At 56.7% G+C, this 20247-nt stretch carries 18 protein-coding genes and 1 pseudogene; 14 read left to right on the top strand and 5 right to left on the bottom strand.

Annotated features, from left to right (window positions below; translation table 11 throughout):
* Window positions 1-2: 2 nt before the first annotated feature.
* From proX to CAG47_RS12270, 3 genes are read right to left on the bottom strand one after another with little or no spacing between them, the layout of a single operon-like run.
* Complete coding sequence (proX, locus tag CAG47_RS12280; protein WP_085725120.1) at window positions 3-1028, bottom strand: glycine betaine/L-proline ABC transporter substrate-binding protein ProX; 1026 nt, start codon at window positions 1026-1028, stop codon at window positions 3-5.
* Between the two features lie 54 nt (window positions 1029-1082).
* The gene (gene proW / locus CAG47_RS12275; RefSeq protein ID WP_085725119.1) at window positions 1083-2036 is read right to left on the bottom strand and encodes a glycine betaine/L-proline ABC transporter permease ProW; all 954 of its coding nucleotides are present in this window, start codon (window positions 2034-2036) and stop codon (window positions 1083-1085) included.
* Window positions 2037-2081: 45 nt separating this feature from the next.
* On the bottom strand, window positions 2082-3116 hold the full coding sequence (locus CAG47_RS12270; protein ID WP_085725321.1) for a glycine betaine/L-proline ABC transporter ATP-binding protein: 1035 nt from the start codon (window positions 3114-3116) through the stop codon (window positions 2082-2084).
* A gap of 372 nt (window positions 3117-3488) precedes the next feature.
* Here CAG47_RS12270 and CAG47_RS12265 point away from each other — a divergent pair, with 372 nt between their 5' ends.
* From CAG47_RS12265 to CAG47_RS12250, 4 genes are all read left to right on the top strand, one after another.
* The gene (locus CAG47_RS12265; protein WP_085725118.1) at window positions 3489-4448 is read left to right on the top strand and encodes a LysR family transcriptional regulator; all 960 of its coding nucleotides are present in this window, start codon (window positions 3489-3491) and stop codon (window positions 4446-4448) included.
* 314 nt (window positions 4449-4762) lie between these two features.
* Window positions 4763-6100 (top strand): MmgE/PrpD family protein, encoded by a 1338-nt coding sequence (locus tag CAG47_RS12260; protein WP_085725117.1) that lies wholly within the window; start codon window positions 4763-4765, stop codon window positions 6098-6100.
* Between the two features lie 196 nt (window positions 6101-6296).
* Window positions 6297-7532 carry an aromatic ring-hydroxylating dioxygenase subunit alpha gene (locus CAG47_RS12255; protein ID WP_085725116.1) on the top strand — a complete coding sequence of 412 codons (1236 nt, stop codon included), beginning with the start codon at window positions 6297-6299 and terminating at the stop codon, window positions 7530-7532.
* Between the two features lie 306 nt (window positions 7533-7838).
* The gene (locus CAG47_RS12250; RefSeq protein WP_085725115.1) at window positions 7839-8447 is read left to right on the top strand and encodes a trimeric intracellular cation channel family protein; all 609 of its coding nucleotides are present in this window, start codon (window positions 7839-7841) and stop codon (window positions 8445-8447) included.
* A 123-nt stretch (window positions 8448-8570) separates the two neighbouring features.
* Here the strand turns inward: CAG47_RS12250 and CAG47_RS12245 are convergent, their stop codons facing one another.
* Window positions 8571-10118, bottom strand: a complete 1548-nt coding sequence (locus CAG47_RS12245) for a TerC family protein (protein ID WP_085725114.1) — start codon at window positions 10116-10118, stop codon at window positions 8571-8573.
* A gap of 687 nt (window positions 10119-10805) precedes the next feature.
* Between CAG47_RS12245 and CAG47_RS29245 the strand changes: the two genes are divergently transcribed.
* The 5 genes from CAG47_RS29245 (at window position 10806) to CAG47_RS12220 (ending at window position 15350) form a co-directional block, all read left to right on the top strand.
* A complete protein-coding gene (locus tag CAG47_RS29245; RefSeq protein ID WP_085725113.1) occupies window positions 10806-11450 on the top strand; it encodes a CatB-related O-acetyltransferase in 645 nt (214 codons plus the stop codon).
* 846 nt (window positions 11451-12296) lie between these two features.
* Window positions 12297-13079, top strand: coding sequence for a transporter substrate-binding domain-containing protein (locus CAG47_RS12235; RefSeq protein WP_085725112.1), 783 nt, complete (start codon window positions 12297-12299; stop codon window positions 13077-13079).
* Window positions 13080-13133: 54 nt separating this feature from the next.
* Window positions 13134-13862: an ABC transporter permease gene (locus CAG47_RS12230; RefSeq protein WP_085725111.1), complete on the top strand. Its 729-nt coding sequence runs from the start codon at window positions 13134-13136 to the stop codon at window positions 13860-13862.
* Entirely contained in the window at window positions 13859-14569 is a 711-nt protein-coding gene (locus CAG47_RS12225) for an ABC transporter permease (protein ID WP_085725110.1), read from the top strand. Before CAG47_RS12230 ends, CAG47_RS12225 begins: the two co-directional genes overlap by 4 nt.
* A 16-nt stretch (window positions 14570-14585) precedes the next feature.
* Window positions 14586-15350, top strand: coding sequence for an ABC transporter ATP-binding protein (locus CAG47_RS12220; protein WP_085725109.1), 765 nt, complete (start codon window positions 14586-14588; stop codon window positions 15348-15350).
* Between the two features lie 115 nt (window positions 15351-15465).
* On the opposite strand, the gene CAG47_RS12215 is transcribed toward CAG47_RS12220, so the two are convergent.
* A complete protein-coding gene (locus CAG47_RS12215) occupies window positions 15466-16269 on the bottom strand; it encodes a lytic transglycosylase domain-containing protein (RefSeq protein WP_085725108.1) in 804 nt (267 codons plus the stop codon).
* A gap of 322 nt (window positions 16270-16591) precedes the next feature.
* Between CAG47_RS12215 and CAG47_RS12210 the strand changes: the two genes are divergently transcribed.
* The 5 genes and pseudogenes from CAG47_RS12210 (at window position 16592) to CAG47_RS28570 (ending at window position 20242) form a co-directional block, all read left to right on the top strand.
* Window positions 16592-17755 carry a GGDEF domain-containing protein gene (locus tag CAG47_RS12210; protein WP_085725107.1) on the top strand — a complete coding sequence of 388 codons (1164 nt, stop codon included), beginning with the start codon at window positions 16592-16594 and terminating at the stop codon, window positions 17753-17755.
* A gap of 84 nt (window positions 17756-17839) precedes the next feature.
* The gene (locus tag CAG47_RS12205) at window positions 17840-18130 is read left to right on the top strand and encodes a hypothetical protein (RefSeq protein WP_256577408.1); all 291 of its coding nucleotides are present in this window, start codon (window positions 17840-17842) and stop codon (window positions 18128-18130) included.
* Window positions 18131-18293: 163 nt separating this feature from the next.
* Complete coding sequence (locus CAG47_RS12200) at window positions 18294-19226, top strand: transporter (RefSeq protein ID WP_085725106.1); 933 nt, start codon at window positions 18294-18296, stop codon at window positions 19224-19226.
* A gap of 288 nt (window positions 19227-19514) precedes the next feature.
* Window positions 19515-19649: pseudogene (locus tag CAG47_RS28975) on the top strand (transporter associated domain-containing protein); the annotation flags it as partial.
* Between the two features lie 125 nt (window positions 19650-19774).
* Window positions 19775-20242: a hypothetical protein gene (locus tag CAG47_RS28570; RefSeq protein ID WP_177408974.1), complete on the top strand. Its 468-nt coding sequence runs from the start codon at window positions 19775-19777 to the stop codon at window positions 20240-20242.
* The last annotated feature ends 5 nt before the right edge of the window (window positions 20243-20247 follow it).

The raw sequence follows: 20247 nt of genomic DNA, 5'->3' as shown, positions 1-20247 counted from the left end.
GCTTAGTTTTTGGCGGCAGCCCGCGCATCAGCCAGCCATTTGTCATATTCGCTCTGGTGAGCCTTGATCCACTCGGCGGCATGTCGCTTGATGTCCGCCTGGGACTTTTCACCCTTTTGCATACGCAGGTTCTGCGCACTTTCGTCGTCGGTGCTGATCTGGTACTCGGACAGGAACTTGACTGCCACCGGGTTCTTCTCTGCGAACTCCTTGTTCACGACGGCGTTGACGGTATCCACCGGAAAGCCGAGGTTTTTCCCTTGATAGAAAGTGTCCTTGCTTTCCTTGCCATCAGGCAGCGAGGTAAAGGGAACCGGCAGCCAGACCACGTCACGCCCTTCCACCAGCACGCTGGCGATCCACTGCGGGACCCAGGTGAAATACAGCACCGGCTTGCCTTGCTGGTAGCGGGCGATGGTGTCGGCCATCAGCGCAAAGTACGAACCGCGGTTGTCCACCACCGTCGGGCCCAGGTCATAGGCTTTCATGTGATGCTCGACCATCACTTCACAACCCCAGCCCGGGTTGCAGCCGGTCATATCGGCCTTGCCGTCGCCATTGCTGTCGAACAGCTTGGCAATCTCCGGTTTCTTCAGGTCCGAAAGATCCTTGATCTGATAAGCGTCAGCGGTCTTCTTGTCGATCATGTAACCCTGCAAAACGCCTTTCATGACCTGCCCGACCTTGGTCATCGCATCGTCGCCACCGGCTTTGTCGTAGAAAGCCTCATGCAGGTGTTCCCACTCATGCACGGTGAAATCCGCATCGCCGTAGGACAGTGCCAGGAACATGGCGGGATAGTCGGTTTCCTTTGGCTGCTTGACGTCGTAACCCAGGTCCTTGAGGCCGGCCATTGCGATCTCGCCACGGAAACGCTCTTCGGCGATCGTCGGGAAAATAGGCGTGATGGAAACGCCCGCCCCTGGTTTGTTTGCATCCGCGGCATAGACTGTCGAACTGACAATTGCGCCAAACACTGAAGCAACCAGACACGCAACTACCGTTTTCTTGAGATCTGCAAGTTTCATTTTTCACCACGCTTTTGGTTTTTTTAAGTGGGCAGGTTCAGGTGAGCAGCAAACTTAATTAATCGCTGGACGTGTAACGTTCTTCTTTTTCTTCAGCTTCATGACAAGGCCCACAGGCCCGGTCTCATACCAGCGCTGACCGGACGCCAGGTCGCTGCTGCGTTGGCCCATGGCCTGGGTCAAGCGGTCGAGGAACACCGCCAGCAGTACCAGGCCGGCACCGCCGACACTGGCCAGCCCCATGTCGAGGCGACCGATGCCGCTCAACACCATCAGGCCCAGACCGCCTACGGAGATCATCGATGCGACCACCACCATCGACAGGGACAGCATCAGGGTCTGGTTCAGGCCAGCCATCATGGTTGGCGCCGCCAGGGGCAACTGGACCTTCATCAGCATTTGGGTGGAGGTGCAGCCAAAGGCGCGGGCAGCTTCGACCTTGTCCGCCGGCACCTGGCGGATCCCCAGGTTGGTCAGGCGCACCAGCGGTGCCACGGAGAAGATGATGGTGACGATCACACCCGGCACGTTGCCGATGCCGAACAACATCACCACCGGCACCAGGTACACGAAGGCAGGCAAGGTTTGCATCGCATCCAGGACCGGGCGGACGATCATTTCGGTTCGATCGCTGCGGGCACACAGGATGCCGAGTGGAATACCGATGACGGCACAGAACAACAGCGATGTAAGAACAAGCGCCAGAGTGACCATGGCATCGTTCCAGACGCCGATCAGGCCTAGTCCGGTCAACGTTGCCACGCTGAAGATGGCGATGCGTTTACCGCCGATCTGCCAGCTGATCAAGCCGGCAATGATGATGAATACCAAAGGTGGCACGGAGAGCAATCCCCACTGAACACCATCAAGTACCTGGTCCACTGGCCAGCGAATGGAACGGAACACTTCGCGAAAGTTGTGAACCAGATATTTAAGCGCTGTTTCAACCCACGACCCCAGCGGGATATTCAAACTTTGAAAGGGGTCCAGAAAGTTAAAGTCCGACATGATGCTTCCTCGCCTCAGAACTAATCAGCATTCTGATCAATGGAATTAATGGTTATTCAGGCAGCTCAGAAGATGGCCTTGGGAAATGGAGCCCTTGTACAGGCCAATCTCGTCCACGACCGGAATGGGCGTTGCCGAGGCAGCGACGATATGCAGTATTTCTCTTAAAGAAGCTTCCGCTTTAACCGGAGTCTGGCGACCAGGCTCATAGGTGATGCCCGAGTCCTGCTGGGCGATGTCGCCGGCCTTGAGAATCCGGCTGGTATCGAAGCCGTTGAAGAAGTCGCGGACATAGTTGTTGACCGGATTGCACAGTAGCTCGCGCGGCGTACCGATTTGCACCACCCGCCCACCTTCCATGATCGCGATGCGGTGCCCAATGCGCACGGCCTCTTCGATGTCGTGGGAAATGAAGATGATGGTGCGGTTCTGCTCGGCCTGAAGCTTGATCAGCTCGCCCTGCATTTCACTGCGGATCATCGGGTCCAGGGCGGAGAAGGCCTCGTCCATCAGCAGAATCGCCGGATCATTGGCCAAGGCACGCGCCAGGCCTACACGCTGCTGCATGCCGCCGGACAATTGATGGGGATAGCTGTACTCCTGGCCCGAAAGCCCGACTTGCTGCAGGGCGCCCATGGCCCGGCAATAGCGTTCCTTTTCACCGACACCGCTGATTTCCAGACCGAAGCTGACGTTGTCGATGACGCTCATGTGAGGCATCAGTGCGAAGGATTGAAAGACCATGCCCATGTCTTTGCGACGAACTTGCAGCAAATCCTTATCACCCAGCCCGGTGATTTCCTTGCCATTGAGAAAGATTGAGCCGCAAGTGGGTTCGATCAAACGGTTGAACAGTCGAACCATGGTGGATTTGCCGGAACCGGACAAACCCATGATGACGAAGATTTCGCCACGGCGGACAGCGAAGTTGGCGTCGAATACGCCGATGGCCTGGCCGGTTTTCTGGAAAACTTCAGCTTTGGTCGCTCCTTCCCCGAGCATCTTCATCGCCAGTTCCGGTTGGCTGCCAAACACTTTAAAGACGTTCTTGACGGAAATAATCTCGTCGACGCTATTCATATTCATACCTTGCCTCCTTCGTGTTTGGCAGTAATCGCTTTAAGCGAATTGCAAACCAGCGGATTTATTCTTGAACGGCAGCGGTAGTAATTACGTAGTTTCACGACGATCTTCCTTTTATTATTTTTGAAACCCAGGAAAGAGGTGATGTTTCAAATTTATTAGCATCCCCTTTCCAAATCCAACTACATTTACAGGGATATGTTGATAACGTCGGGTTATAGATCGGCAACACCTGTTCACAACGCATGGCGCACCGCTCGCGAGCGACCGCCCATGGTCCGGCAGCGACGTGAACGTAGCCGCAGCATCACGGTTCCGTTACCCTCCCCGCGCTTCGCTGGGGAGCTGTGCCGTTAGGAGAACGTAGTAATGTCCAAGCATGTCGATCCGGACACGATCCTGCTGAAGATGCCGTCGTTGAGGGCTGTGAAGGCGTTTGTGGCGGCTGCCAAATACGAAAGCTTCACCCGCGCGGCCGAGGCGCTGTGCGTTTCCCAGGCCGCGATCAGTCGGCAGATCCGCGAGCTGGAGGGCTACCTGGGCGCCCAATTGTTTACCCGGGTTGGTCGCGCCGTCGAACTCACGCCGGCCGGCGCGCTGTTTTTCGATGCCGCCCAGTTGTCCTTCGTGAACATTGCCCAGGCGGCTGAACGTATCCGCAGCAGCCAGTCGCAAAAGAAGGTATTGACCGTCTGCTGCTCCCCCGCCTTTTCCGCACTCTGGCTGTCGAGCCACCTGCCTGAATTCGTCGCGCAAAGCCAGGACATCGAACTCAACCTGATCACCACCCAGAACTTCCTGACCATGGAGCCCGGGGTTCAGCCCGATATCTTTATCACCAAGATTTCGCGCATACGCGACGGCTACAGAAGCTATCCGCTGTGCCAGGACATCATTTACCCGGTCTGTTCGCCGGAGTACCTCAAGCAGCATCCGGAAATCTCGACCATCGAGGGCGTGCGGGATTCGGCGCTGCTGAACCTGAGCCCCTATGGCCGTTCCCAGGTCGCCGAGCATGTGGATTGGGGCGTCTGGCTGGCGTTCCAGGCCATCGACATCGACGACCGTCCCGCCAGCAGCCCGCAGATTTTCAATGCCAACGACTACAACTTGCTGATCAGTATGGTGCTGACCCACCAGGGTATTGCGCTGGGCTGGAATCACCTGGTGACGCGGCTGGTAGAGCAAGGTTTGCTCGTGCGCCCGATTGAACAGGAGGTGCAGCTGCGTAACAGCTGGCATTACCTGAGCTGTCGGGAGAATGCCGACAATGAAGACGAACTGCGCCGGTTCCGGGAGTGGATGCTCTCCAAGTTCCCGCGCCGCTGATACCTGTACCTGTACCTGTACCTGTACCTGTACCTGTACCTGTACCTGTACCTGTACCTGTACCTGTACCTGTAGGAGCGAGTGCCCGCTTGCGGCATGCTCGCGATGGACGCAAGGACGCCACGGGGCATCAGCCCCCCCTCGTTATCGTTGACGACCATCGCGAGCATGCCGCAAGCGGGCACTCGCTCCTACAGGGGGATCGTCGTTTTCCACTCGATTTGGTTATCAATTGCTCGCCTAAAAAGTTGCTAGAGCCATCCCTTCCTGTAGCCCATTGTTGACCGGGCCAAATCACAGGAAGGAATGATTGAATGTCACTTTTCCAATTTTGCCGCGACTTTGATTTTCTCGACGCTCCGCTCAAGACCCAGCAAATCCTGAAAAACAGCCTGCTCGATATCATCGGGGTCATGGCCGGTGCGGTGTCCAACGACACCAGCCAGTTGATGCGGCGCTTCGCCAAGCTCCACTACCCGGCCGGGGCCTACACCAGCCGGCTGGTGTTCGATGGCCAGCGGGTCAACGTGCTGGGCGCGGCGTGGGCCGGGGGATTTTCCGCCGACAGCCTCGACGCCCACGAAGGCCACTTCCTGTCCAAGGGGCATGCCGGCGCCACGGTTGTCCCCGCCCTGCTGGCACTCGCCGATGCCCTCTACGCTCAAGGCAAGGACGTCAGTGGCCACGAATTTCTGAGCGCGTTGTGCATTGGTTATGAAACCGCGTTGCGCGCCGGAACCGCGCTGATGGCCACCTCCCCGACCTATCACGCCTCCGGTGGATTTTCCGCCATGGGTGTCGTCTGCGCCGGTGCCCGGTTGCTCGATTTCGATGAACAAACATTCCGTCATGCCCTGGGCATAGCCGAATACTTCAGTGCCCGCTGCCCGATGATGCGCGTGGTCCAGGCCCCGACAATGCTGCGCGATGCCCACGGTGCCGGCGCCTTCGTCGGGCTCAATGCACTGCTGATGGCGAAGGAAGGCATGACCGGTGCGCCTGCCGAAACCGTGGAAGACCCCTCCGTGGCCGAGCACTGGAGCGACATCGGCAAGCGCTGGGAGATCGACAGCCAGTACTTCAAACCCTGGCCCGTCTGCCGGTGGGCGCAGCCGGCACTGACGGCCATGCTGGCGCTGCAGCACGAGCATCCTGAACTCGACGCGCAGTCGATAGAAACCATCCGTGTGGAAACCTTCTACGAGTCGATGTGCCTGCAAGGCCATACCCCGTCGAACGCGGATGAAGCCCAATATGCACTCGCGTTCCCCCTCGCGGCAATGATCGTCAGGGGCAAGGTGGGCCCGGACGAAGTCACAGGCGCAGCCATAACCGCGCCCGACATCCTGTCGATGAGTTCGCGGATCGACATCGTCGAAGCCGCCGACATCTCGGCGAGATTCCCGGACGAAATCCTCTCGCGCCTGACCATCACCCTCAAAAACGGCACTGTGATCACAAGCCCGATCACTGCTGCCAAGGGTGACCCGCACACAGCGCTGAGCGCCGAGGAACTGGATCAAAAATATGATCTTTTCTCTGTCGGCCTCGGTCAGAAAAGAAGTCAGGCGGTGAAACAGGCGATCACTGAGCTTGATCAGTCAGCCTCAGCTATTGCGGCAATGGCTCCGCTGTTTGATTCAGTGGGTTAGTTTTTGGACCTGATCGATAACCCCAAATCATTAATTGCATCCATGAAATGTCGTTTGTGAGGCCCGGCGCAGCCGATATAGGCTGCGCCCATCGTGACCGGTATCCGATTTAGCCAGGCAGCAACTTAGTTAGTTGAAAACAATATAAGTCACATTCAAAGGTGACCGCTCAAGGTATATATCCTGGGAGGATAAGATGGATAACAAAGAAACCGTTTATAGCCTGATTTCCCAACGCAAACCCTGGCATTCACTTCCAGGGGCGCTGTACAACAGTGAGGGCGTCTATCGCCAGGACCTCGAGCAGATCTGGCATCGCGACTGGATTTTCGCCGGTCACACCTTTGAAATCGAAAAACCCGGCCAATACTTCACCCTTCAAGTAGGCGATTATCCGGTCGCCGTCGTACGCGGCAAGGATGGCCAGGTACGCGCTTTCCATAACGCTTGCCGCCACCGTGGCGCCAAGGTCTGCGAGGCCGATCACGGCAAAGTCGCCAAGATGGTTTGCCCCTACCACAAATGGACCTATGAACTGGATGGCAACCTGCTGTTTGCCGGCAACATGGGCCAGGATTTCGACAAGACCCAATACAACCTCAAAACCGTGCACTGCGAGATCGTCCACACCTACATCTACGTGTGTGTGGCGACCAAGGCACCGGACTTCGAACCCTTCCGCACCGCCGTCGCCCCCTTCATTGCCCCGCATAATCTGGATGACTGCAAAGTGGCCTTCGAGTCGAGCATCATCGAGCGTGGCAACTGGAAGCTGGTGTTCGAAAACAACCGCGAGTGCTACCACTGCGACGGTTCGCACCCGGAACTGCTGCAATCGTTCGTGGACAACCTTTCGGTCGGCGGCGTCAGCGGCGACGACGATCCGGAACTGTCCGCCTACTGGAACAAGTGCGAAAGGGCCGGCCTGCCAAGCCGCCTGGTGATGGACATCAATGGCCAATACCGCATGACCCGCATTCCGCTGTCCAAAGGCGCGGTGAGCTACACCATGGACGGAAAACCCGCGGTCACCAGCCGCCTGGACAAGACCGGCGAAGCCGATATCGGCGCCCTCCTCTACTTCAACTACCCATCGACCTGGAACCACTTCCTCGGCGACCACGCCCTGAGCTTCCGGGTCCTGCCGATCAGCGCCACGGAAACCATGGTCACCACCAAATGGCTGGTGCACAAAGATGCGGTAGAGGGTGTCGACTACGATATCGATCGGCTGACCAAAGTGTGGATCGCCACCAACGATCAGGACCGCACACTGGTCGAGGGCACGCAACGTGGCGTGACATCGCCGTCCTATGAACCAGGCCCTTACTCCGAAACGGCCGAGACCGGTGTATGCCAGTTCGACGACTGGTACTGCGCGACCATGCTCGATCGCCTGAAAGGGCCGATTCCGTTGAAGTCGGTCGGCTGATACCCCTCAGATCCTGAATGCTGGCTGGGCTTGGGAATGCCCACCTCCCCTCCTGTAGGAGCGAGCATGCTCGCGATGGACGACAACGTTAACGCGTATTGTCTGAATGAACGCGTTGTCTGGTCGTTTTTTTCGCGAGCATGCCGCAAGCGGGCACCGCAAGCAGGCACCGCAAGCGGGCGCCGCAAGCGGGCACCCGCTCCTACAGACAGCAGCCTCATCCATCGTCGCTTCTACCAACGTTGATTAACGCCTGCCGTTGAGCATTCAGCTATCGTTGCCTCAAATCCTCGCAGGAAATCGAACATGCTGTATTTCCAGGAAATGCTGGGCATCGCCATATTTTCAATTACCGGTGTACTGGCGATTAAAAAGCCCGGTGTCGATTTGTTTGGCGCGGTAGTACTCGGCATCATCACGGCGATTGGCGGTGGCACCATCAGGGACTTGCTACTTGATCGTCCAATATTCTGGATCGCCGACTTCAACTACATATGGGCCGCCTTGTTTGCGGCATTGCTGGCGTTCTTTCTGACTAAAAGGCTGCAACAGCGTTATCAACTGTTGCTGTATCTGGATGGTCTGGCGGCCGCGCTGTTCGGCCTGGCGGCTACCGAGAAGGTTCTGGCGCTGCACCTCGCAGCGCCATTGGCGGTGATGATGGGCGTACTGACCAGCATTGGTGGCGGTATCGCCCGGGATGTCCTGGCAGGGCGAGCCTCGTTGCTGATGTCGCGCGAGATCTACGCGACGCCCATTTTGCTGGGCTGCACGCTCTATGTGTTGTTGCGCGATCTGTTTCCGTCAGTCTGGATCGCCGGCAGCATTGCCTCGACTTTCACCTTTGGGCTGAGGTCTCTCGCGATTTACAAACAACTTCAAATGCCGGCGATTTTTTCTACCCAACAAGGGTGATGGCCATTGGGATCTTCCAGCCCGATCCAGGACAGGCAACCGTTATGGGTCTATATCACGGGCATTCGCACGAGTAGCACCCGGAAAAAAACAAGGCCGCAGATGCGGCCTTGTTCTCCAAACTCACTTTTTACGCAACAGCACCCTCGTTACACGACGTTCTTCGACCTCGACCACAGTCATGCTCCACTCCTGCCAATCGAGCCTGTCTCCAATGACCGGCAGACGATCCAACAAACTCATGACCATCCCTGCAAGCGTCTGATAGCAATCAGTCGCTCTCGCCTGAAAACCTGTGTGCTCGCGGATCTGACTGAGGTTCAACGCACCGCTGACCAGGAAACCTCCGTCCTCGGCAACGATGTTCGGGCCTTCAATCTCACTGGCATCCGGCAACTCCCCTGCGATGGATTCGAGAATGTCGGTCATGCTAAGAATACCGATGAAGTCACCAAACTCGTTAACCACGAAAGCGATGTGAGTCGACTCTTTACGCATCTGTTCCAGCGCGTTGAGAATCGTAAAGTTGTCCAGCAGATTGATTGCCTTGCGGGCCATGGTTTCCAGGTTGGGTTGGTTACCTGCCAACAGCTCTTTCAACAACTCCTTCTTGTGGACGAACCCCAATGGCTCATCAACTCGCCCCTCTCGGATCAACGGCAACCTGGAGTACGACGAGTGCATCAGCATAGTGCGGATTTCTTCTGGAGAGTCGGCCAAGTCAATGTGGTCGATTTCTGCACGAGGGGTCATGACACCGCGTATCGGGCGTTCCGCCAACTGCAGCACGCCACTGATCATGACGCGCTCACGCCGGTGGAAAACCTGACTGGCATCATCGCCTGACAGCATGTCAGCGATTTCCTCACCGACTTCATCTGCCCCCAACTTGTGGCCTCCCAGCAACCGCATGACTGCATGCGCGGTACGTTCACGCATCGGGCGATGACCCTGCAAGCTCTTCTTGCGACGCGAGCGAGCCACCTGGTTGAACAGTTCGATCAGGATGGAAAAACCAATCGCTGCGTAGAGATAGCCTTTCGGGATGTGGAACCCCAGGCCCTCGGCCGTCAGGCTGAGACCAATCATCATCAAGAAGCCCAGGCAGAGCATGATGACGGTTGGGTGCCCGTTGACGAAATTAGTCAGTGGTTTACTGGCGATCATCATCAGTCCGATCGAGAACATCACAGCAATCATCATGACCGACAGGTGTTCCACCATACCCACAGCCGTAATCACCGCGTCCAGCGAAAAGACCGCATCCAGAACTACAATCTGCGCCACGATAGGCCAGAACATCGCATAGGCCGCATTACCTGAACGCTCGGTCACATGCCCTTCGAGTCGCTCATGCAATTCCATGGTTGCCTTGAACAACAGGAACACACCACCGAACAGCAGGATCAAGTCTCGACCCGAGAACGTTTTGTCGAATACCTCGAACAAAGGCTCGGTCAGCGTCACCATCCAAGAGATGCTGGCAAGCAGGCCGAGGCGCATTAACAACGCAAGGGAGAGGCCAATGACACGGGCACGATCTCGCTGCTCGGGCGGCAGCTTGTCAGCAAGGATGGCAATGAACACAAGGTTATCGATGCCAAGCACTAGCTCCAGCACGATCAGGGTCAGCAGGCCAAGCCATGCCGTAGGATCAGCAATCCATTCCATAGGGATTATTCAATCTCTCGAAAAGTCAGGGTGCAAGGGCGAACTGGAGGAACACACGCCCCCCTGTTCGAAGGAGCGGCTTTGATGTTCAGGGTGAAAGGCACGCGCGAGCAAATTTCCCCTGAGCGTCTGCAAGGAGAGGATGCTTTTGAAGCGCTGGTATTTGTCTTGGGTAGGGTGGTCGCGAGCAAACCCGAAGACCGAAGTTCGAGGCTGCGCAGCGTTGAAGCAAGCGACCCACGCTCAATAGCGTAGAGCGAACTGCTACTGGGATGTGATTGAAAAGATCTACTGGGAGGCTCCAGGAGGGTACTCATACGGACCTGTAATAAATTGGGGATAAAATCCTACAATGATTCAGAACAGCCCATATGAGGCAAATTATTACAAGATCTGACTGAGAGACAGGGCGCCGTCCCCGCCTGGCTACCCTGGTGATGTACCCTATTTGACCAGCAAGACTCATGGAGACATGACCGGCAGAGAACGACCAGAATCGGTCATTCGCGTGACACATGCCCCGATACTGGCCATAGACACTTCGCAAATGGCCCCGTAACCTCTGACAAACCATAAGCACAAGCTCATTCCATGAAGCCAATACCCTTGCTGAAACAGCCTCGAATTCGTTAGCGACCGCAACTTTAAAACGTTGTTTATTGATTTCTCACTTGCTCGAGGCTGCATATGAATAACAAACACTGGTCAAAATTCCAGCTACTTCACGAAGTCGTCAATAATCCGAACATTTCCATCAAGGGAGAAAACAGTTACTACAGTGACTGCTGGAATGTCGGATTTGAAGAGTCGGTAGTTCGTTACCTCCAAGGGGATAAAGTCAGTCAGGAATGGGAGCCTCTATGGCAGGTAGACAAGCTTTTTGTCGGTGACTACGTGTGCATTGCTGCCGAGGTGGTAATTTTGATGGGAGGGAATCATACGCACAGAGCGGATTGGTTTTCTTTATACCCCTTCATGGACTTCATTGAAGAAGCCTATGTCGGAAAAGGAGATACCCATATAGGCGATGGCTCATGGTTAGGCATGAGATCAATGATAATGCCAGGAGTCAGAATTGGAGAGGGAGCGATAGTTGCAGCGAACAGCGTTGTCACTTGCGATGTCGAACCTTACAGCGTAGTGGCGGGCTCACCTGCAAAACATATTAAGTATCGCTTCGAAAAGACAGTCATGGAAGAGTTGCTGTCGTTAAGAATCTACGATTGGCCTAGAGAAAAATTTGATGCTCTAAAAAGATATTTATGTTCTTCAGATATGGCTGCATTGAAGCAAGCAGTTCGAACGTACGATGCTCTAGCTGGTGAGGTCTGACCCATCCATCGAACGGCCAATCGCGGGTACTTAGAACAGAAAAACTATTTTCCCTACTATCCGTAACGACCCAGGAACGGAAATACTGCGCTGTCGCGTGAGTTCTACTGCAAGATCCTGGAGGACAAAAGACCTCGTCCTCCAGGCTGGATTTACTTGGTTTCTGACACTAACGATCAAACGCCCGTATAAAACTTCATCCTAATAGCGCGTATCCTGGCCACCCTTGATATTTGCATTGCAACTGTCGGCAAAGGCCGGGTTCAGCGGCGAGGCAAACAGAATCGAAGCCAGCATAACAACCTTGAGTCTCATAAAAGCTCCGCTCGAAAGAACTTAACATCTCAATGTCTCTAACTTTTTGATCCAGTCTGGGAACAGGAACGCTCTGCTTACCCGAACGAGCCAACAAGAGTGGCAGAATGCCACTATTTGTACGGACTGAGCGCCTCACACTAAGTTTCCGCTTTGAAAACGTATTTTTTATCAGGTGCAACCGGATCGCTGGTTTGTCTACATCCATGTCGAGGACGCTGCCGGGGCATCAAGGATCAAGTCAGGGAGGTCGGTGCCCTTGATCTCACATTTTGTTACCGCATGCCCCAACCGGGTGTAAAAAACCCGCTTTGGTAACAGCTTCGCAAGCTTCCCCCCTCTACCCTCACCTGCCTGCCGAGCCCACCCCAGAGCGCTGTACGCGCTTTCTCAAGCGCCCAATACGCGAATTGGCCGGGTGATTGCATATGCTTGTCTGTACAAGTATCTGCGTGTGCATAAGACATTTTGCCAAGCAGTACGCGTGCTCTTGCGTCACAAGCGCTTTCGATGGTTCCAGGGATTAAAATAATGAAAAAAACATTTCTCACCCTTTCTGCATTGGCTTTGTGTGTGACTGCCGGTTCTGCGCTGGCCAAGGAGTACAAGGAGTTGCGCTTTGGCGTCGACCCCTCTTATGCGCCGTTCGAATCCAAGGCCGCCGATGGCAGCCTGGTGGGCTTCGACATCGATCTGGGGAACGCGATCTGCGCCGAACTGAAGGTCAAGTGCAAATGGGTCGAAAGCGACTTCGATGGCATGATTCCTGGCCTCAAAGCCAATAAATTCGACGGTGTGATCTCGTCGATGACCGTTACCGAAGCCCGTGAAAAAGTCATCGACTTCTCCAGCGAGCTGTTCTCCGGCCCAACCGCCTACGTGTCCAGGAAAGGTTCAGGCGTGACTGAAGATGTCGCCTCGCTCAAGGGCAAGACCGTCGGTTACGAACAAGGCACCATTCAGGAAGCCTATGCCAAAGCCGTTCTGGACAAGGCTGGGGTGAAAACCCAGGCCTACGCCAACCAGGACCAGGTCTATGCCGACTTGACTTCCGGTCGTCTCGACGCGGGGATCCAGGACATGCTGCAAGCCGAATTGGGCTTCCTGAAATCGCCACAGGGTGCCGACTACGACGTCAGCAAGCCGGTCGACAACTCTTTGCTGCCCGCCAAGACAGCCATCGGTATCAAGAAAGGTAACGCCGAGCTGAAAGCACTTTTGGATAAAGGTATCAAAGCGTTACACGATGATGGCACCTACGCCACCATTCAGAAGAAACACTTTGGCGATCTGAATCTGTACAGCGGCAAATAATGCCCGGCGCCCATTTGCGGATGGGCACTTTTCTGATTGACGTAGGGCTGCTCAATGCTAGAAAACCTGTTGATGATCCTGGGACTGTCAGGCTTCAGCCTGAAGGGCTTCGGCCCGCTGTTGCTGGAAGGCTCCTGGATGACGGTCAAATTATCCTTTCTGTGCTTGCTGCTGGCGGTGGCCCTGGGCCTGATCGGCGCCAGTGCCAAGCTATCCGGATCGGCGCTGTTGCGCATGCCGGCACAGGCCTACACCACGCTGATCCGCGGGGTGCCGGACCTGGTGCTGATGCTGCTGATCTTCTACAGCCTGCAAACCTGGCTGACCTCGTTCACCGAGTACATGGAATGGGATTACATCGAAATCAACCCGTTCAGCGCCGGGGTCATCACCCTGGGCTTCATCTACGGGGCGTATTTCACCGAAACCTTCCGTGGTGCCATCCTTGCCGTGCCGCGCGGACAGATGGAAGCGGCTACCGCCTACGGCCTGACTCGCGCTCAACGCTTTCGCCTGGTGGTGTTCCCGCAAATGATGCGTTTTGCCCTGCCGGGCATCGGTAACAACTGGATGGTGATCCTCAAGGCCACTGCGCTGGTGTCGATCATTGGCTTGGCCGATCTGGTCAAGGTGGCCCAGGACGCGGGCAAGAGCTCCTACCAGCTGTTCTTCTTCCTGATTCTGGCCGCCTTGATCTATCTGGTGATAACCACCGTTTCGAACTACGTCTTGCGCCGGATGGAAATCTTCTACGCCGCAGGCACCCGGGAGGCCGTGCGATGATCGAACTACTGCAGGAATACTGGAAACCTTTCCTGTTCCAGGACGGCAATCACATCACCGGGCTGGCCATGACCCTCTGGCTGCTCAGTGCCTCGATCTTCTTCGGTTTCGTGATGTCGATCCCGCTGTCGATTGCCCGGGTCTCAAGCAATGTCCTGGTGCGCTGGCCGGTACAGTTCTACACCTATCTGTTTCGGGGTACGCCGCTCTATATTCAGCTGCTGATCTGCTACACCGGCATTTACAGCCTGGCCGCCGTGCGCGCGCAACCGCTGCTCGACAGCTTCTTCCGCGATGCAATGAACTGCACCATCCTGGCCTTCGCCCTGAACACCTGCGCCTACACCACGGAGATCTTCGCCGGTGCCATTCGCAGCATGAACCACGGTGAAGTCGAAGCGGCCAAAGCCTATGGCCTGAGCGGCTGGAAGCTGTACACCTACGTGATCATGCCGTCAGCCCTGCGTCGTTCGCTGCCTTACTACAGCAACGAAGTGATTCTCATGCTGCACTCGACCACCGTGGCCTTCACCGCGACCATCCCGGACATTCTGAAAGTCGCGCGGGACGCCAACTCGGCGACCTTCCTGACCTTCCAGTCGTTCGGCATCGCCGCACTGATCTACCTGGCAGTCACTTTCTCTCTGGTCGGCCTGTTCCGCCTGGCTGAACGTCGCTGGTTGTCTTTCCTCGGCCCGGCTCACTAATTCAGGATGCTCGTTCATGTACAAACTGACAGTTGAAAACCTGCACAAAAGTTACGGTAACCATGAAGTCCTCAAGGGCGTTTCGCTGAACGCCAAGACCGGCGATGTGATCAGCCTGATTGGCGCCAGCGGCTCGGGCAAGAGCACCTTTCTGCGTTGCATCAACTTCCTGGAAACGCCCAACGACGGCGCCATGAGCCTGGACAACCAGCCGATTCGAATGGTCCATGACCGCCATGGCATGCGCGTGGCCGACGCCCATGAACTGCAGCGCCTGCGCACTCGCCTGGCGATGGTGTTCCAGCACTTCAACCTGTGGAGCCACATGACGGTGCTCGACAACATCACCATGGCCCCACGCCGGGTGCTGGGCGTCAGCAAGAAGGATGCAGAGGAACGTGCCCGGCGTTACCTGGACAAAGTGGGCCTGCCGTCGCGGGTGGCCGATCAATACCCCGCGTTCCTCTCCGGTGGCCAGCAACAGCGGGTCGCCATTGCCCGCGCCCTGAGCATGGAGCCGGAGATCATGCTGTTCGACGAACCGACCTCGGCCCTGGACCCGGAGCTGGTGGGCGAAGTGCTCAAGGTGATTCAGGGCCTGGCCGAAGAAGGCCGCACCATGATCATGGTGACCCACGAAATGAGCTTTGCGCGCAAAGTGTCGAACCAGGTGTTGTTCCTGCACCAGGGGCGGGTCGAAGAACAGGGCGCTCCCGAGGACGTATTGGGCAACCCCAAAAGCGAGCGTCTGCAGCAGTTCCTCAGCGGCAACCTGAAGTGACAAGAGCGCGGATCGACTCGCACGAGATGATCCGCGACTTACCTGCGACAACCTCCTTGTTTAACTCGCCGTTGCATTGATTTCGCCTGTTCCGGGTCATGCACCCTACAGGCCACTAGCGATGGTTGCGATAGCGTTCGGTCAAGGACTGCACGAGGGTGACGTAGGATTGCGTCTCGGCGTAGGGAGGCACGCCGTTGTACTCGGCCACGGACGCTTCACCGGCGTTGTAACCTGCCAACGCCAGCACCTGGTTGCCGTTGAAGCGCTTGAGCAGCCAGGCCAGGTAGCGCACGCCGCCACGAATGTTCTGTCGTGCGTCGAACGGATCGTCCACGGCAAAGCGCTCGGCGGTGGCGGGCATCAACTGCATCAGCCCCTGGGCGCCGGCTTCGGAAATGGCGTTGGGGCGAAACGCCGATTCGGCATGTATCACTGCGCGGACCAGTGCCCTGTCGACACCATAAAGGCCCGAAGCGGCTTCGATCTCCCGCTGATAGGACTGGGTGTCCAGGCGCAGTGAGGCGACCTTGAAATCCTTCGACACCATGCACAGATAGCAGCCCTTGATGTAATAGAGCTCAAGGACATCGACCCGCGCGGCGATCCCGACGGGGCGCCGGCTCACATATTGACGATGACCCTTGTAGATGAAGGTGAACACCCGAATCCGCACTGCGCCCGGGTCGTCCTCCCGCACAAGCCGCGGCACGGCCGCCTTGGCGCCGACACCAGCGCCCGCCATGCCATTCACGCGAGTGCAGCGGGCGTCGGTGACTGCTTGGCTGCTGTAGCTGATGGCTCCATCCCTGGCTTGGCACTTGAACATGGCGCTGGCGCACAGTGGAGTGGCCAGCAAGGCCAGTTCGATGCAGCCAAGAAGGCTCTTGCGAGCCCATCGCCATGCCCTGGAACTCATCACATCACTCCGCGCCGCAGGCGCCGATCAGGTTTGGAGCGCCTGGCCCGGGCGCTACCTTTGGAGGACCCATTGCAGGTGACCCGCCATTTGTTCTGGTAGTTATACCCTTTGTATCCGGCCCTGGAAGTTGTGTTGACGTACGGGCTGTCGACGCTTCCAGGTGACGCGCTGGCCGCTCACGTCGCCGTTCAAATCATCGCCGCCCGCCAAAGCATCCCGACCGCAAAGCAGGCCTCACGAAAGCCCTGCCCTCTGCGAAAATTCGGCGCCAGCGCTTACAATCATGCCTTTTAATCGCACATGAAGCAGGCAGTAAGGTATGGCGCTCGACCCTCCCACGATGTTGACCCTCTCGATCGCGCTCGCGGCGGCCGCTGCGCTGTATCTGGCCGTCGAGTGGCGCAGCATTCGGGAAACCTCACTGCTGTTCTGGAGCGCGGGCTTTGCCACGATCACTCTGGGCTCGACGCTTGCCTTGCTGCGCAGCAGCGGCCTGTTGCTGATCGGCATCTGGTTCGCCAATGGCCTGCTGGTATTGGCCCATTGGTTTTTCCTGCTGGGCGTGGCGCGCTTCACCCAGGCGCGCCTGTCACGGGCCTGGTACCTGATTTTCGTCGCCTGGCTTGCCCTGCTGTTATTGCCCGACGAGCCGTCATGGTCGAAGCTCATGTTCCTGGCCAACTCGCTGCTGGTGGCGGTGTTGTCGCTCAGGGCCAGCTTCCTGCTGAGGCCCCATGGCAAATCGTTGAGCGTGGGGACGGTGCAGCTGCGTTATGTGCTGTTGCTCCACGGGATGTTCTATCTCGCCAAATCGATAACGGCCGTCGTTCCGGGAACCCTGATCGACCTTGCAGCCTTTCGTGGCGAGATCATCCAGATCTCCCTGGTAGAGGGCGTGATGGCGATCATGCTGATTGCCCTGTCGATGACCGGCACCGAACGCTATCGCCGGGAAAAACGCATCGAACGCCTGGCCGCACGTGATCCCCTGACCGCCCTGTACAACCGTCGCGCCCTCGATGTGCGTGCACCGCGCCTGCTCGAGGAAGTCTCAAGCGCTCGACCGGGCGCACTGCTGCTGATCGATATCGACAACTTCAAACTGGTCAACGATCAGTACGGGCACACCGCAGGCGACCGGCTGCTCGTCGCGTTGAGCGAGATGATTCGCTCGCTCCTGCCTGACGGCGCGCTGGCAGCCCGGCTGGGCGGTGACGAGTTCGTGATTCTGCTCAGCCAGGCCTCGGGTGAACGCATCGAGGCGCTGGGCAGCGCCCTGCGCGAACGGTTTCACCAGCTGACCTCGCAAACCTTCGCCACCCCCGTCGCGGTGACCCTGAGCATCGGCGCCAACCTGTTCGACCAACCACCGGCCAGCCTGGCGGCTTTGATCGAGCAAAGCGACGCCGCGCTGTACGAGTCCAAGCGTGGCGGGCGCGACAGTATCCGCCTGGTCGATCGGACCCTGGCGAGCGACACATGAACACCTGGAAACGGCTGTGATTGGGTTCATTCGGGTACAGTAATCCGCCGATCAGTCGATAATCGATCTACCACTCAAGCCCCAATGGATCAGATTCTTTCCCTTCTCTCCGATACCCTTCCAAAAGCCCAAACCCTGGAACAACTTACCCGTCCCTTGCTGGCCCTGCTCAGCAAGGTCACCGGCATGGAGTCGACCTACCTGACGACCATTGATACCGATGAGGGCGTCCAGCGTGTCGAGTTCGCACGCAACAGCGGTGACATGGTGATTCCCGAAGGGTTGGTCGTGCCCTGGACAGATACGCTGTGCAAGCAGGCACTGGATGAGAATCGCCTGTACTCGGATAACGTTGCCGAACGTCAACGGTTGTAGTAAAGCCGAAGATCGATTTTGGGGTGAGTGCGGCCCTTCGCTACAGGCAGAAAACGACTGGAAGCTGCCCATCGATTTCGTCCTGGAGAACCTAAGTGCCAAACGCATGCAGATGCACTACAACAATACATAGAACCCTGAGGTCCTGACAGGAAGCGAGCGAATGTGGATGAAACACAAACTCTGCGTTGCCAGGCTGGCTCGATTCGCATCCGCTTCGCTCATCATGGTAGCCCACAGTGCAGTCGCAGAAGATCTCGAGCCCAGGTCCTATGCCAATACGCCGGTCGGTATCAATTTCCTGCTCATGGGCTACAGCGATCTCCATGGTAACGTGACCGCGAACCCCTCGGTCCCTCTCGAGAATGCCAAGCTCAACATCAAGACTGTGGTGTTTGCCTTTGCCAGGTCCCTGGACGTCTGGGGTCGCTCCGGGAAGTTCGATATCGTCGTGCCTGAAGCCAGATTGACGGGCTCGGCCCTGTTCGCCGGTGAACCCAAGGAGCGAAATGTTACCGGGTTGATAGATCCAAGATTCCGCTTCTCGGTCAACTTGTATGGCGCCCCGGCGATGTCCCTGGCTGAGTTCCCCAGCTATCAACAGGATGTGATTATCGGCGCCAGCCTGGCAATTACAGCGCCACTTGGCCAATACGACTCCAGCAAGCTGGTAAATCTCGGCAACAATCGCTGGTCATTCAAGCCCGAACTCGGGATTTCCAAGCGCCTGGGACCCGTGACCCTGGAATTATCCGGAGCGGGAACCTTTTACACCGACAATGACCAGTACCTTGCCGACCGTACATTTTCCCAGAACCCTATTTACCAGGCACAGGTGCATCTTATCTATGCCTTCAGTAACGGTGTCTGGGCCTCGCTGGATGGTACCTACTTCGCTGGCGGGAGTACCTCGGTCGATGGGATCGGTAACCACGACTTTCAGGAAAATACACGCTATGGGGGCACCCTCTCGCTGCCGTTGAACCGAAATAACTCGCTGAAGCTGTTTGCGAGTAATGGTGCACATACCCGTACCGGCAGTGAATACGATGCTATTGGCATAGTCTGGCAGTATCGCTTCGGCGGAGGGCTTTGAAATTCAGGACTTACGCTACATTCCATTTATGCGTTCGGGAGACATCGGTCTGATGCAAGTTTTCAGCTGCCATTTGTGAAAGACGGGTATCGGCCGATTCTGTTGAAAAAGTCGGCCAGGGTTTGCACATCAGAAAAGAACGCGTCCGAGATTGAAATCTTTACTTTCGGCACAGGCCTCCAACAGCGCCCTCTCTCTCAGTCGCACTCCGAGAGGCCATTTCTACGTAGCGATTGGTTTCTCCATCCTGATCGAACGGTTCAACCAGGTTGCTCGCTCGCGTCGCAAGAAGAGCTTGCAGGGATGGTCATGAGTTTGCTGGATCGTCTGCCGGTCATTGGAGACAAGCTCAATTGGCAGGAATGGAGCATGACCGTGGTCGAGGTCGAAGAACGTCATGTAACGAGGGTGTTGTTGCGTAAAAAGTGGGTTTGGAGAACAAGGCTGCATCTGCGGCCTTGTTTTTTTCAGGGAATGACTCGAGCTTGCGCCAAAGTCGACTGTGGTGACTCGCCCTTGATCTTTTCTTCGGTTCACCGAGCAAATTCGTGGATCACGAACTGCCCCGTGTGCGGATCAAACACACGCACAATGTGAACATGCCTGAAGACGAAGGGCTCATTGCTGAAACTGCGCCCTCTGATCACCTCGAAGTTGTTTACCCGGTGAAACTGTACGAAACCCTGTTTGTGCATGGGTACGAAATGCGGGTGACCCATAGGGATGAAATGCCGGTGACCCATGTGAACGAAATGCGGGTTACCCATGGATATGAAGCGCCGGTTGCCCATCTGACTGAAATGCCGGTTGCCCCCATGGAACGCCCCCCTGTGGGAGTTCTGGAAATGCCCGCATTGCTGTGGCTGCCTGCTGTCCAAAACGGCAGTGTGGAGATTTTGAATGGGGTCGCCACTGCTGACTGCTTCCAGGGAAAGGCTGTTTGCGAGAAGGACCGCGAACAGGAGCAGGAGCTGCTTGAAGATATACATAGCGCCACCTCCGAAGATCCCCCCTGAATAAA

It is taken from the genome of Pseudomonas sp. R37(2017), assembly GCF_002113375.1.
GTDB lineage: Bacteria > Pseudomonadota > Gammaproteobacteria > Pseudomonadales > Pseudomonadaceae > Aquipseudomonas.
The sequence above is the reverse complement of the archived record's forward strand: the minus strand, read 5'-3'. Positions and strand labels throughout refer to the sequence as shown.